Genomic DNA, 13,956 nt, shown 5'->3' with positions numbered 1-13,956 from the left:
ACACGTGTCGTATAGGGCAAATTTTGCCCTATATGAGCAGGGAAGTGTTGCGTAATTGCAGATCGCTCTCCACAGTGGTGAAACCACGCCTAATCTGCACGGGCTGTCTTCCACATTGCGGCTGAAAAGGCTTCTGAGGCGCCAGTAGCACGAACCGCAAATACGTGTCTATACTGCAATCTATGACGCAAATACGGATTAGCGAAGCGGCGCAGTTTCTCGGGGTCAGTGACGACACCGTGCGGCGGTGGATTGAGACGGGGCTGCTCAGCGCGGGGCTTGACTCCAGCAACAGAAAAGTCGTGGACGGGCGTGAACTCGCAGAGTTTGCCCAGTCCCTTGCAGCTCCGCCGCCTGATCCAACGGGCGGTCAAACATCCGCACGCAACCGACTGGTGGGACTGGTAACCAAAGTGACCTCCGACCGTGTCATGTCCCAGGTTGAAATGCAGTGCGGACCCTTTCGCATCGTCTCGCTGATGAGCACGGAGGCCGTGGGCGACCTCGGCTTGGAGCCAGGGGTCGTCGCGGTTGCAGTGGTGAAGGCAACCACCGTCATAGTCGAAGCCGCAAACTAGAAAGGCACATGCAATGGAAAGAAGCATTCTCAGCAAGGTCGTCCTCGGACTTGGCATCACCTCGCTTTTGCTCGGCGGTTGCGCTGCCGGGGGTGGCACGTCGGCAGAATCCGGGGCCGCAGGTACGTCGACTCAGTCTGCTACTTCGGGCGATACTTCCTCGAGTGAAGCACGGACACTGACAGTGTTCGCAGCCGCGTCAATGGAGCCAACCTTCACCGAGCTGGCGAAGATGTTTGAGGGCGTCAAGGTTGTCTTCAACTTCGCGGGCTCCCAGGATCTGCAAGAGCAAATCGTCGAGGGCGCTCCAGCCGACGTATTTGCATCTGCAAATGAGAAGCAAATGGCGCCTGTGGTTGAGGCGGGGCTGAACTCAAGCGAGCCGATCATCTACGCAACGAACCAACTGACGATTGTCACGCCCCCGGACAACCCCGCGCAGATTGCAACCTTTCAAGACCTCACCAAAGAGGGTCTGCTGCTGGTGATCTGCGCCCCGGAAGTACCATGCGGGGCTGCAACCCAGAAGGTTGTCGAAGCCAGTGGGGTGACGCTGAAGCCAGTCTCTGAGGAGCAGTCGGTAACTGACGTCCTCGCCAAGGTTCAAGCCGGTGAAGCCGACGCTGGCCTGGTCTACAAGACCGATGCCATCTCGGCCGGGGACACCGTTGAGGCCATAGCATTCCCAGAGTCGGCCGACGCTGTCAACAAGAACCCAATCGTTGCTGTGACCACGGGCGCGGAGCCTGAACTTGGTCAGGAGTGGGTCGACTTCATCCTCAGCGATTCAGTCCAGCAGATCCTCAAGGATGCGGGCTTCGGTCCTGCCCAAACAAGCTAGCAGACCGGTGACGAGGGAGTATTCGGGCATACCTGGCTGGCTCTATGTGCCAGCGGTCATCGGGGGCGCATTCATCCTGGTTCCCCTCATCGCAATGGGAACCAGGATTGAGTGGAGCAACTTTTGGTCCCTCATCACCAGTCCCTCATCCCGGACCGCCCTCATCCTCAGCCTACAAACCGCAAGCGTGTCGACGCTTCTGTGCATCATCTTCGGTGTTCCGATGGCGATTGTCCTGGCACGCGGTTCGTTTCGGGGGCAGACCCTTCTTCGTTCCCTGGTTTTGCTGCCCATGGTTCTTCCGCCGGTAGTTGGCGGGATTGCTTTGCTCTACACCTTCGGGAGGCGCGGCCTGATTGGCCGGTACCTCGAAGTGTTTGGAATGAACATTGCGTTCTCGACGACTGCGGTCGTCCTGGCCCAAACGTTTGTGGCACTCCCGTTTTTGGTGGTGTCCCTGGAGGGGACGTTGCGGACGTACGGGCGTAAGTATGAGGTGGTTGCGGCGACGCTGGGCGCGAGTCCGTCCGTGGCTTTGCGGCAGGTGACTCTGCCGCTCGTGGTGCCTGGGTTGGTGTCCGCCGCAATTCTTTCGTTTGCTCGGGCGTTGGGCGAGTTTGGTGCGACGATCACGTTTGCTGGGAGTCTCGAGGGCGTGACGCGGACGCTTCCGTTAGAGATTTATCTGCAACGAGTCAAGGATCCCCAGGCCGCCATAGCTCTTTCCCTATTGCTGGTGGTGGTGTCTGTGTTGGTCACCGCCGCCACGACGGCCATTTCAAGGCGGTCACAGCGATGAGTTTGCTGTTTGATGCCCAGGTCGCGTCGCGCAACTTTGACGTGCAGATTGAGGTCGAGGACGGAACCCACGTTGCAGTCCTCGGACGCAATGGTTCGGGTAAGTCGACGCTGTTGAGCATTCTTGCCGGGGTGTTGCGACCGGATAGCGGGCGCGCGTTCCTCGGTGACAAGATGCTCTTCGACATTCCCAAGTGGACTGCTCCTCACACGCGGGGGGTCTCGCTGCTGTCGCAAGAGCCCCTTTTGTTCCCACATAAAACGGTCGCGCAGAACACGGCCTTTGGGCCGCTTGCTAAGCATGTGCCCCGCGGGGAGGCCGCGCGGTTGGCAGCACATTGGTTGGACGAGGTTGGGATGGCTGAGTTCTCCAGCCGCAGGCCGGGCGAATTATCAGGGGGACAGGCCCAACGTGTGGCTGTGGCGCGCGCGTTGGCGGCTCAACCTGAACTGTTGCTCTTGGATGAGCCAATGGCTGCCCTCGACGTTGCTGTTGCACCCGCACTGCGCCGGGTTCTGCGGCGCGTCCTCGAAGGGCAAACGACGCTGATCGTCACGCATGATCTGGTGGATGCGGCGCTGCTCTCTGACTACGTGATCGTTTTGGAGGATGGGCGGGTGGCGGAGCGTGGGCCCACCGACCAGGTTCTCTATAATCCCAAGACATCTTTCACCGCCGGGTTGGCTGGGCTGAACCTTGTTCGAGGACGATTTCAGGGTGGTGCGGTGGTCGGTCCCGGAGGGATGACAGTGCTCGGAATGGGTGAGGAGCCGCGCACCGGGGATATGGCGGCGGCTGCTTTCTCTCCCCGAGCTGTTTCTGTCTATCCGGCGGCGATCCAGGGCAGTCCTCGCAATAACTTTGAAGTCACAGTAAGGGAGATTGAGCCTGCCAACGGCTTGGTGCGTATCCACGGCGAGTCGTCGGGCCAGAGCCTGGCAGCCGACATTACGGTCAAGGCTTTGGCTGACCTTGATCTCTATCCTGGTAGCAGGGTTGTGTTTGCGGTCAAGGCAACTCAGGTGACGGTTTATGCCGCGTAGTTCCCAGGGTGATTCGTCCTCGGCCGTGGAGAAGGTTGGGACCGATCCCCACTTCGTTATCGAGGCGTTCACCATCGGGACCGAAACTCGCGCTAAGGAGACCCTGGATCGGATCGACCCTCAGGGTGGAACGACCCAGCTCTGAGATGTGCGCGACCTGCCAGGGAGGTAGCAGGCTGAAATAGGCAGCCACGACCTCGTCTGGATCTTCGGTCATGCCTGTCTTCAGCCAGGACTGCACCATGGCAATGGTGTTGTGAACCTGTTGGGAAGAAGCCATCTGGATCCACAGTTCCGAGGGGACCGGCCCTTCGACGTGACGCACGAAATCGCGGACGAACTCCTCGAAGAGGGCATCAAAGTACGAAGTGATCATGGCCAGAACGACTGATTGCCCGCCCTCGGGAAGAACATGGTTGTAAACACGGTGATTGGCGGCCACGTGTTCGAGGAGGGCGAGGTGGATTTCCCGCCACTGCAGCAGGTAGCCGGGGCCGGGCTGGTCAAGTAGATGTGCGATGGGTTCCATTTGCGGCGCTAGAGCTGAGATGAGGTGCTCGGCAAGGAATGAGGACGGAGAGCTGGAGTGCTTGTAGAAGGTGGTCCTAGAAACACCGGCCGCCTCGGTCAGTTCCGACACGGAGATCTGCTCGGCGGGCTTCTGTGCTGCCAGTGCGAGGATCGCATCAGTGAGTTTGGAACGGATACGCTGATAACGGGGATCATCAACTGGCTGGCGGGGCACGGCTTTTCCAACAGCTACCTGTTCCATCATGCCCACCCGCCCTACTCGAAAACAGCCTGCCTACAAGGATAGAGCGTACTGGTCAGCGTGGAGTAGATATGCTGGGGGTATGGTGAAAATCGCGGTCGTAACTGTTTCAGATCGGGTCTCTCGCGGGGAACGGGAGGATGCGTCGGGTCCACTGGCCGCATCCTTACTTTCCGCCTACGGCGAGGTGGTTCGCACGGATGTTGTGCCTGATGGCGTCGACACCGTGACGGCCGCAATCTCGGGAGCTGCGGACGCCGGGGTCAATGTTGTTTTCACAACTGGCGGAACGGGGGTAACAGGACGGGACCAGACTCCTGAGGCCACTGAGGCTCTCATCGAACAACGGATGTTCGGCATTGAAAACCTGTTGCGTTCAAACCCGAATGTGCCGCAAGCCGCACTCTCTCGGGGTCTTGCGGGTGTTGGGCGCTTTGGCGGTCTGCCGGTGCTGATTATCAACGCTCCCGGTTCTGTCGGTGGGGTGCGGGACGCAGTTCGGGTTGTTGGACCACTGCTGGAGCACATCGTCTCCCAGATGCGCGATGGGGACCACCCCGTACCGCAGGGTGAAGATCCCTTCGAAGGGTTTGATGGACACCTGGAGGCCACCTCCCGGGTACAAAACAGGGGCAGAAGCCAGGGAGGAGCAGCCCGGGTTGTCATCGCTGGTGTATCTGATCAAACCTTAGACATGGGCGTCCTCGTTGACGCGGTTGATGACCCGACGGCGGGGGCAGTCGTGACCTTCTGTGGTCAGGTGCGTAACCACGACGACGGGCGCCAAGTGACCGCCATCGACTATGAGGCACACCCCGATGCGGGTCGGGTGGTTGAGGAGATCGCAGAGCAGGTTGCACAGGCAAGCGGTGCCTGTCGGATAGCGGTGCTACACCGCACCGGGCATTTGGAGGTGGGTGGTATCGCCCTCGGAGCCGCGGTGTCTGCCCCGCACCGCGCGGAGGCTTTCCGCCTGCTCGAAGCAGTTATAGAGCAGGTGAAAATGAGACTGCCAGTGTGGAAACGACAGCATTTTGCAGACGGAAGCCAAGAATGGACAGGGGTGGCGTGATGACGACAGTGACGGTGATTTCTTGTTCCGATGCTGCTCTTGAAGACGCCGCTGAAGACCGTGCCGGTACAGTGTTGCGCGAAGGTCTCGCGTCACTGGGTTTTCAAGTAAGCGACCCGCAAATCGTGCCTTGCGATACGTCCCTGATAACTTCCGCCCTGGTCGATGCGTTTCACGGGGGCGCGCGGGTGGCTATCACCGCGGGTGCCAGCGGATTGCTGCCGCAAGATGTTGCGGTTGAGGCAACCATGCCACTGGTGGAATTTGAGATCCCGGGGATCATGGAAGAGATTCGACGCCGTGGTGCTGAGAAGACCCCGCTGTCCCTGCTTTCGCGTGGAGTGGCGGGCGTGGTCGAACTCCCGGGCCTGCCGAGATCATTGGTTGTCAATGCACCCGGCTCCCGTGGGGGAGCCAGGGACACTCTGGCCGTCCTCGGCCCAATGCTTGAGCGCATAGTCGCGTCGTTGGACGGGGTGGGGCACGACCGTTAGGCCGGAAACGATCACGACGTCAGTCTGCGTTTCTCGTCCAGTCGCCGCTACGGCCCCCGGACTTAGCCGTAACCCGCGCATGAAGGATTTCTGCGCTGCGATCCACGCCTTTGACCATGTCCACAATCGCGAGGGCGGCAACGGTCACCGCTGTTAGTGCCTCCATCTCGACCCCTGTCCGGTCCGCGGTCTTTACGTCCGCGCGGAGCTGGACGCCCTCGTCCACGATGGTGAGTTCGAGGGCAACACCGTGCACGCCGATCACGTGAGCGAGCGGCAGAAGATCCGGGACCTTTTTCGCGGCGGCGATCCCCGCGACTCGAGCCACCGCAAGGACGTCGCCCTTGGGGACGGTGCCGTCCCGTAGTGCACGCACCACGTCAGGTGAGCAGGCAACCATGGCCTCCGCGGTCGCGGAGCGGACCGTGGGCTGCTTGGCAGTGACGTCGACCATGCGCGCGTCGCCGCGCTCATTGAGGTGTGTGAACTGCATGGGGCTCCTAGGACGAGGTCGGCGGTGACGAGGGCGATCCGGGCGGTGACGATGGCGAGGACGATGGCGAGGTCGGCGGCGCGCCATCACCCGGGAAGGCTCCGTGTTGGGCGTCTGGGCCGGGCCCAGCAGTGCCAGTGTCATGGTTGTGGAGGAGATGGAAGTGGGGGAGCTGCGGGACGGCTCTAGCTCCCTTTTCCGCCTCGTGCCGCGAGGCGATTTCAATCATCAGCGAGGCCAGCGTTGCTGTCGTAACCCCAATCAGGGCCATCCCCCCAAACATGAGAGCGGTTGCCGTGAGCCTTCCCGCGCTGGTGACAGGGGTGTAGTCGCCGTAGCCTGTCGTTGACACTGTCACACAAGCCCACCAGATAGCATCGCGGAACGTCTTGATGGTAGCGCCCGCAGCATTGCGTTCGGCCTCAAGAACGGCCAGTGCAGAGATGTAGATGAGAATCGCGGAGGCGCCGATGCCGTAAACCATTACCTGGACACGCATTCGGTCACCGGGAGATGCCCACCTGCTACCGAGCTGCGTAAAGACGCGGAGCAGGAGCACCAGACGTAGCACCGGAACCAGTACACAGAGAAGATCGAACCAATGTGTTGTGAACCAGCGGAAGTTCTCTTTGGCTGTCGCAAAACGCACCACGTAGTCAACGAAAAACATGAGCCAGGTTATCGTCATGGTTGATGTCGTTAGCGCCCATCCCACCCCGGACAGGTCCCCGATGGCCCGCCATGTGTAGGCAATCAGATAGGCGAGACTAGCGACGATCAAAGGGACGTCAGTGTACTTATGCCAGGTCTGCTGACTCTGCGTCATCTGCGGCCGCGACTTCTTCTTTGTCTCCAAGGCTGCCTCCTCCGGGCCTTAACTTACCGCACCGGGTATACCTTGAGCATGTCGGAAGGAGCCACTGCAGAGACTTCTGCGGGGACTACGGCAAGCGCATTCGCCAGATGGGTGGACGCAATCAGGTGCGATCCAGAACCAAGATGGTGGATGCGTGAAACTGCGCCGTTGTCAATGATTACGGGGACGAACTGGCGCCGGCCAGAGGGGCTCTTCCAGCCTTCTTCAGTCGGCAGCTCCACCGCCTGCCAAGCGGCCTCGGCTCCCTGAAACCTGGCCAACAGGGGGCGCAGAAAAACCCAAGCCGAAACAAAGACGCTGACGGGGTTGCCGGGAAGACCGACAAAAGCGGTCGGTCGGCCCTGCAGAGTCAGCATGCCGCAGGCCTGCGGTTTGCCCGGTTGCATTGCAACCTTGTTGAAGGACACTTTCCCCTCAAGGCTTTGCCTGACTACTTCAAACGCTCCCGCCGAGATGGCACCCGCGGTCACAATCAGGTCGGCGCCCAGGCTCGCGGCTCGGTCGAGGGAGTCCTCGAACTGCGAGACGGAGTCGGGAACCGCGGTAGTCAGGACGACCTCGCCACCGAACTGCTCGACAAGGCCCGCGAGGAGGATCGAGTTTGAGTCGGGAATCTGCCCGAACCCCAACTGTGCGCCCGGGCTCACCAACTCCGAACCGGTTGCGAGCACTGCGACGCGCGGTCGGCGGCGCAGAGGGACCTCGCTGTAACCAACTGAAGCGGCAGCGGCGGCAGCTGCGGGCGTCCAGGAAGCCCCAGCTCGAAGAACTTTCGCGCCGACCGCCACATCCTCACCGCGGTGACGTACGTTGCCACCTCGAGGCAGTGGGTTCACCACAACCGACCGCGGAAGTGGGACATCACCTGCCGCCTGGTCCGAAAGCTCAACTGGAATGACCGTGTCAGCGCCGCGGGGCAGGGGGGCGCCGGTCATGATTCTGACGGCCTCGCCCGCCCCGACGGGAGGAGCGTCCTGTGCCCCCGCAGGGATATCACCGACGACTTCCAGGCGGGTCGGCCCGATCCCCAAGTCTGCTGCCCGCACCGCAAACCCATCCATGGCGGAGTTTGTGAAAGGTGGAACCGGATAGCGTGCAAAGAGGTCTTCCGCCAGAATCCGGCCAAAGCCCCCGCCAATTGGTTCCACGCTGCTCGGCACCAGATCGGCCAGAGCCAAGACTTTGTCTAGGTACTCCTCAACACTCAACATTGGTCCTCCTTGATGAGCGAAGCGGCAGGGTCTCCCACCTTGGCGACAGCGCGTCCAAGACCATGACCCGGCCGACCAGTGGTTGCCCCACACCGAGCAGCAGTTTGATTGCCTCCGTGGCCTGCAGAGTTCCAATCTGGCCAACCATGGCTCCCAGCACCCCAACCTCGGTTGCCATCTTGTAGGTGTCGCGTGGGGGTTCTTCGGGAACTAGGTCCCGAAGATAAAGCCGCTGCCCGTCCTCGTCCTCTACCCCAAACACGGAACACTGCCCCTGCCACGCCACCGCAGTTGCCCACACCAGTGGAACCCCAACGTCCTCGGCAGCGTCCGAAATCAGGAACTTAGCTGCAAAAGTGTCAGTGCAGTCCAAGACCAGGTCATAGCGCGCAAAGAGTTTGCGGGCACGGTCTGGCGTCAGCATCTCAGGGTAGATGTCGACGGCAACCTCGGGATTGAGTTCGTGCAGGCGCTCCGCCGCAGACTCAGCCTTGTTTCGACCCAGCTCGGTGTGGAGAACCTGGCGCTGCATGTTCGTTAGTTCAACAACGTCACCATCAACGATCCCGATCCGACCAACCCCAGCTGCAGCCAGGTACGGAAGGGCCGCGGAACCCAAGCCTCCAGCCCCAATGACGAGGACGGAGGATTCAAGGAGGCGACGTTGCCCAACCTCTCCAACACCTCTGAGCGCAATGTTGCGCGCATAGCGTTCTTGCTCAAGGGGGAAAAAGTCGGGAGTCAAGTTCGTAGTCAGCCTTTCCGTGGGGCGCCAGGTCGAGCGTAGCGCCACCAGGTGATTCCAATACACATCACTGCCCACACCGCGCCGATGATGTAGAAGGGAACGGCGCCCATCGTGGTCAGGCCGACCCCGAAGATAAATGGCCCAAATGCGGCAATCGCGCCCGTCCAACCAATCACCCCTCCCGCCTGGCGGCGGTTGAAAATCATTGGCATCTGCTTAAAGGTTGACGCATTGCCGATACCTGAGAAGAGGAAGATCGCCAACATACCCCAGAGGAACTGGTTGAAACCCGCATCGAGCGTTGCAGCGCTGGTGGTATCGGGAGTTAGCCCAGGAATGGTGTAGATGATTGAGGCAAGGATGCCGATCCCAGCGATTAGGGTCCAGATTGCGCCACCCATACGGTCAGTGAGGGGAGAGAAGAGGACGCGTGCGCCCGCCCCAATCAGCGGACCTAGGAAGACGAACTTCACTGGATCGGGGACGTTATAGCCCTCGATGAGAAGGGTGGCTGTGGCCCCGCTGCCGTCGACAATGGCAGGGTTGCCCGCGCCGTAGAGGTTAGACATCAGCAATCCGAACTGAGCGGCCAGACCTGAGAAGGTTGCGAAAGTCATGATGTACAGGGCTGTCATCAGCCATGTGTCGAGGTTGTTGAAGATGTCGAACTGCTGCTTGATATTGGCCTTGACAGGCACGGAACGAAGTACGATGTAAGCCCAAATGGCTCCGACAATGATGAACGGGATGTAGACGAGGGCGCTGTTCTGATACCAGACAGTCACGCTGTCCTTGCCGGGGACAGCCATCTGCTGGCTGCCCAGGAACGCAAACATTGAGAAGGTAATCAGCCATGGGGTCAGCAGCTGCACAAGCGACACGCCAAAGTTGCCAACCCCAGCCTGGATGCCGAGGACGGTACCCTGCATCTTCTTGGGGAAGAAGTAAGAGGTGGATGGCATGAACCCTGAGAATGCGCCGCCGCCGATGCCGGCCAGGAATGCCAGCGCCATGAGCCTCCAGTAAGGAACATCAGGGTTGGTGACCTCAAATCCCCAGCCCAGCACGGGAAGGATCAGGAGCAGCGTGGTTAGTGTGACCATCTTGCGTGTGCCCTGAATAGGAGGGAGCACCATCCACACCAGGCGGAGCAAACCACCTGAAAGGCCGGGCATAGCGGCCATCCAGTACAACTGGCTGGTGGTGAAACTGAATCCTAGCGCGTTGAGCTTGGGGACTATCGCGGAGGGAAGGAACCAGGTAACAAAGCACAGGGTCAACGTAAAAGTGGTGACCGTAAGCGTCGTCCAGGCCCGCTTCTTGTCCCATTTTTTCGGGTCTTCTGGATCCCACTCTTGGAGCCAGTCACCTTTGACAGGAATAGAGCTCATTTACTCTGCCTCTTTCTTGAGTTCGCCCTCGGGAAGGCGTTCGGGACCTTGTTTGGTGAGCATGGTGTGTACTGTCAACTGCATCCACACCGCGCAGACAACAACAAGTATGAAAATGACGAAGAATGTTGATGAGGGGAAGCCTGAGAAGACTTTCGTGTAGGCGAACAGGGGTGGAAGGAAGAAGCCTCCCAGGCCGCCGAACATGCCGACGAGGCCGCCAACAGACCCGACGTTGTCGGGGAAATAGGCGGGAATGTACTTGTATACAGCCGCCTTGCCAATCCCCATGGCGCACCCGAGGAAGAAGACCAGAATCGCAAACGCGTAGACGTTCATCCCGTAGTGCAGATGTTGGGTTTGACTGCCGTCAGGGTGGACAATCGTGATGAAGCCGCTGGGCATCATGAGGATTCCGGAAGTTACCAACATGATCGCCCAAGTTAGATAGAGGGCGGCTCGGGCCCCCCAGCGGTCCGAGATCCATCCACCCAACGGCCTCAGTAGCGATGCAGGAAAGATGAATGTTGCCGTCAGTAGGCCAGCGGTTGCCAGAGAAATGTCAAAGTTGTCCACGTAATACTTGGGGAGCCATGCCGACAGCGCCACATAGGCACCGAACACCGCGACGTAGTAAAGGGAGAAGCGCCAGACGCGAACCTGCTTCAGTGGGGCAAGCTGTTCGGCAATGGTTTGCTGTGACCCGGGTGCATGGTCGGGTTTGGGAGCAACGAAGATTGTCACGATACCGACAATGACCAGCAGTACCGCGTAGATTACCGGGACTAGGCGCCATCCTCCTTGGATGCCAAGAATGAACGTTGAACCGGCCGTGGCCGCAATGATCCCCGGGCCAATCAGTTTTGTGACGGAAGCACCGACGTTGCCCGCACCGAAGATGCCGAGGGCGAGGCCTTTGCGGTCCTGACCAAACCACGCGCTGTTCCAAGACACGCCAACCGAGAACAGGTTGCCTGCGAAACCCACCAGGAAGGCCAAGATAAGAATCCAGGTGTAGCTGTTGGCGATGGAAACCATGTAGGCGGGAATCGCGGTTGCAAAGAGCATGAAGATCGTAATCTTCCGCCCGCCAATTCTGTCGGCCAGCATGCCGGCTGGGAGCCGCCACATGGAACCATTGAGAACCGCCACCGCAGAGATCCACGACAGTTGGACGTCACTGAGCCCAAACTCTTCCTGAATCGGAATACCCAGGATGCCAAACATCAACCACACCGCAAACATCAGAGTGAATGCGATGGTCGACATTGTCACTACGCGACCCGCGCCCTTTTCGGTGGGGTGATTCGGGGAAACTTCAATCAGATTCTTGGACATCAAGGGCCTTTGGAGGTTGCGAAGAGACAGTCTCAGCACGTTGCGAAATTTCGTCGTACTAGGGATGATCCTAACTGGATGGTGGCGGGATTTTGCGCTTTTAAACGACAGCTGTCACGATGAGTTTGTTAGCGGGTCTGCGCCGCGTCGCCAGGGGACTTTTGGCCTAGGAATAGAGGGAGAGATCCTCGGGTGTGTCCATATCCGCCGTGACCTGAAGCGGCACTTGAACCAGTGCAACATCAAGGCCTCTAAGGACACTTCTGACAGATCTATCCCGCACACTGCCAGCAGCTTCGAATGCGCCTTGCAATGAGTTCAGCCTGTAACGTCCCGCCAAGAACTGTGGCCAACCCTCACGGTCTTCAAGCACCACGCCATCTGCGTGATTGACGGCAGGGGATAGTGCGGCTACGGCCCGGTGCGGGTTCGCCAGGTCGCCGGCGAGAATAAGGACTTCGCAGTCATCCACCTTCGACTCCGCGTCACCAATTAACCTCAACACCTGCTGCAATCCGGCCCTGATCCCCGCGGCTGGCCCGCCCAAAGGTGGATCCTCCAGCGTGAAGGAAACGCGGTCGTCCTCTTCCCCACGCCAACTGCCTTCCGGGGCCACCACAACCACGTGGGATGCCCAGCTCAGCGCGGCATCAACCGTTCTGGCGAGCAGAGGCTTTCCATCCACTTCGACCCGCATCTTGTCGCGTCCCATGCGAGATGAGCGCCCACCGCCGAGGACGATAGCGAACCGGCGTCCCGACACTTTCCTAGCCGCCTGCGAAGGGTGGCAGGACGTCGAGCTGCGTGACCTCTGTCAGAGAAGTAGACGGCGAGGTGATACGAACGCCATCCGCAAGCAGACTCGAGACCTTGAGAACCTGTTCCAAGGCCGGGTTGCCCCGCCCCAGTGTCTGCACGAGGGCGCCTGCATCCAAGCCACTCGCATCGACGTGGGTGGAGTGGACCCCTGCCGCTTCTGCGGCTCCTGCGAAGTAGCGGATTAGCATCTAGCCTCCAATGGCGCTCATAGTTCGCTCAGGTTGCACGAAGCCTTCATCATTAATTCCATGGGCTTGTGCCTTGATGAGGTGCTCCGCAGTCCATGCCTCAACAATGTCGTCGTCGGTGCCGCCGCCACGCATGATGAAACGCAGGTCTCGTTCTGATTTTGCAAACAGGCAGTTGCGAACCTGGCCATCACTGGTGATGCGGGTGCGGTCGCAGGTGGCACAAAATGGCGCCGTCACCGAGGCGATTATGCCAATGGAGCCGCCGGGCTGCCGGGCATCCTTCGCGACGTGCCACAGGGTTGCTGGAGCGGTGGTGTCGCCACCGGTGTCTGGCGTCAGTGTGTACCGCTTGCGGAGCTCCGCAAGAATGGCCTCCTGGGTCACCATCTTGTTGCGGTCCCAGGTGTGTTTTGGTCCAAGTGGCATCTGCTCGATGAAGCGCAGCTGGTAGCCGTGGTCCAGGCAGAAATCGGCGAGCGGCAGGATGGCGTCCTCGTTCACATCCTGCATGATCACGGCGTTGATTTTCAGTGGGCGCAACCCGGCCTTGTCGACAGCATCGATACTGCGGCGGACGTCCTCGTACCGATCACGCCGTGTTAGGCGTGCGTAATGGTCACGATCCATTGTGTCTAGCGAAATGTTGACGCGTTGCAGACCGGCCTCGATGAGCTCAGGAAGTCGGCGGTCTAAGCCGAGGCCGTTCGTGGTCAACGCAATGTCGGGTGGTGCGCCCGCGGCGGTGCGTAGGGATGCTGCGGCCGCAATGATCTCGGCAAGGTCGCGTCGCAGCAGCGGCTCACCACCTGTGAAGCGGACCTTGGTGATGCCGAGGTCGTCCACCGCGATGCGAAGTAGGCGAACTATTTCAGACGTTGTGAGAGTGTCCTGGGTTGGGAGCCACTCCAATCCTTCCGCGGGCATGCAGTAGGTGCAACGCAGGTTGCAGCGGTCGGTTAGGGAAACCCGCAGATCGCGGGCAACCCGTCCGTACTTGTCCAGAAGCTGCGCCATGGCACCAGTCTAGTTGTAAGCAACAAGTGTCGCTTTCAAGACGGGCGCGGCGGGTCTTGCCCGTGGGATCCTCTGGCCTGATGCTCCCTATCGGCTCCCGAGGTGACGTTCCGAGTAGGTCTCTTGGGGGATTGTTCAGAATGCGGACGGTTCTGGATCACAACGTGGGATGTCGCCTAACCTGACTGACATGTTCAAACGAATGTGCCGCTAACGGACGCACTGACAGGCTCACGCCAGCGCGACAACCATCTCGCGTGTCACGTCGCTGTTCC

Annotated in this window: 16 protein-coding genes; 6 read left to right on the top strand and 10 right to left on the bottom strand. The window is 60.1% G+C overall.

All coding sequences use genetic code 11. The features are described 5' to 3' along the window. Positions 1-182: 182 nt before the first annotated feature. From H2O65_RS06175 to H2O65_RS06160, 4 genes are read left to right on the top strand one after another with little or no spacing between them, the layout of a single operon-like run. Positions 183-578: a molybdopterin-binding protein gene (locus tag H2O65_RS06175; protein WP_182140899.1), complete on the top strand. Its 396-nt coding sequence runs from the start codon at positions 183-185 to the stop codon at positions 576-578. 13 nt (positions 579-591) lie between these two features. Next, positions 592-1,419 (top strand): molybdate ABC transporter substrate-binding protein, encoded by an 828-nt coding sequence (gene modA, locus H2O65_RS06170; protein WP_182140898.1) that lies wholly within the window; start codon positions 592-594, stop codon positions 1,417-1,419. A gap of 7 nt (positions 1,420-1,426) precedes the next feature. Next, positions 1,427-2,218, top strand: a complete 792-nt coding sequence (locus H2O65_RS06165) for an ABC transporter permease (protein ID WP_220458717.1) — start codon at positions 1,427-1,429, stop codon at positions 2,216-2,218. Beyond that, on the top strand, positions 2,215-3,261 hold the full coding sequence (locus tag H2O65_RS06160; RefSeq protein WP_182140896.1) for a sulfate/molybdate ABC transporter ATP-binding protein: 1,047 nt from the start codon (positions 2,215-2,217) through the stop codon (positions 3,259-3,261). Before H2O65_RS06165 ends, H2O65_RS06160 begins: the two co-directional genes overlap by 4 nt. Here H2O65_RS06160 and H2O65_RS06155 read toward each other — a convergent pair. Then, positions 3,227-4,036, bottom strand: coding sequence for a TetR/AcrR family transcriptional regulator (locus H2O65_RS06155; protein WP_182140895.1), 810 nt, complete (start codon positions 4,034-4,036; stop codon positions 3,227-3,229). The genes H2O65_RS06160 and H2O65_RS06155 overlap by 35 nt on opposite strands. A gap of 79 nt (positions 4,037-4,115) precedes the next feature. On the opposite strand from H2O65_RS06155, the gene H2O65_RS10560 reads away from it, so the two are divergent. Together H2O65_RS10560 and H2O65_RS06145 are read left to right on the top strand one after the other, a co-directional pair. Then, a complete protein-coding gene (locus tag H2O65_RS10560) occupies positions 4,116-5,105 on the top strand; it encodes a molybdenum cofactor biosynthesis protein MoaE (RefSeq protein ID WP_182140894.1) in 990 nt (329 codons plus the stop codon). After that, positions 5,105-5,599 (top strand): molybdopterin-binding protein, encoded by a 495-nt coding sequence (locus H2O65_RS06145; protein WP_182140893.1) that lies wholly within the window; start codon positions 5,105-5,107, stop codon positions 5,597-5,599. Before H2O65_RS10560 ends, H2O65_RS06145 begins: the two co-directional genes overlap by 1 nt. Positions 5,600-5,618: 19 nt before the next feature. Here the strand turns inward: H2O65_RS06145 and moaC are convergent, their stop codons facing one another. From moaC to moaA, 9 genes are all read right to left on the bottom strand, one after another. Then, on the bottom strand, positions 5,619-6,092 hold the full coding sequence (gene moaC, locus H2O65_RS06140) for a cyclic pyranopterin monophosphate synthase MoaC (RefSeq protein ID WP_182140892.1): 474 nt from the start codon (positions 6,090-6,092) through the stop codon (positions 5,619-5,621). Between the two features lie 7 nt (positions 6,093-6,099). Continuing rightward, positions 6,100-6,948 carry a potassium channel family protein gene (locus H2O65_RS06135; protein WP_182140891.1) on the bottom strand — a complete coding sequence of 283 codons (849 nt, stop codon included), beginning with the start codon at positions 6,946-6,948 and terminating at the stop codon, positions 6,100-6,102. A gap of 23 nt (positions 6,949-6,971) precedes the next feature. Beyond that, a complete protein-coding gene (gene glp / locus H2O65_RS06130; protein WP_182140890.1) occupies positions 6,972-8,180 on the bottom strand; it encodes a gephyrin-like molybdotransferase Glp in 1,209 nt (402 codons plus the stop codon). After that, positions 8,167-8,925 (bottom strand): HesA/MoeB/ThiF family protein, encoded by a 759-nt coding sequence (locus tag H2O65_RS06125; RefSeq protein ID WP_182140889.1) that lies wholly within the window; start codon positions 8,923-8,925, stop codon positions 8,167-8,169. Before H2O65_RS06125 ends, glp begins: the two co-directional genes overlap by 14 nt. Positions 8,926-8,933: 8 nt before the next feature. Next, positions 8,934-10,319: a NarK/NasA family nitrate transporter gene (locus H2O65_RS06120; protein WP_182140888.1), complete on the bottom strand. Its 1,386-nt coding sequence runs from the start codon at positions 10,317-10,319 to the stop codon at positions 8,934-8,936. Continuing rightward, a complete protein-coding gene (locus tag H2O65_RS06115) occupies positions 10,320-11,657 on the bottom strand; it encodes a nitrate/nitrite transporter (RefSeq protein ID WP_182140887.1) in 1,338 nt (445 codons plus the stop codon). A gap of 166 nt (positions 11,658-11,823) precedes the next feature. Continuing rightward, entirely contained in the window at positions 11,824-12,420 is a 597-nt protein-coding gene (locus tag H2O65_RS06110; protein ID WP_182140886.1) for a molybdenum cofactor guanylyltransferase, read from the bottom strand. A gap of 4 nt (positions 12,421-12,424) precedes the next feature. Beyond that, complete coding sequence (locus tag H2O65_RS06105; protein WP_182140885.1) at positions 12,425-12,664, bottom strand: MoaD/ThiS family protein; 240 nt, start codon at positions 12,662-12,664, stop codon at positions 12,425-12,427. Continuing rightward, on the bottom strand, positions 12,665-13,681 hold the full coding sequence (moaA, locus tag H2O65_RS06100) for a GTP 3',8-cyclase MoaA (protein ID WP_182140884.1): 1,017 nt from the start codon (positions 13,679-13,681) through the stop codon (positions 12,665-12,667). Between the last annotated feature and the right edge of the window lie 275 nt (positions 13,682-13,956).

Source organism: Schaalia sp. JY-X169 (assembly GCF_014069575.1).
GTDB lineage: Bacteria > Actinomycetota > Actinomycetes > Actinomycetales > Actinomycetaceae > Scrofimicrobium.
The sequence above is the reverse complement of the archived record's forward strand: the minus strand, read 5'-3'. Positions and strand labels throughout refer to the sequence as shown.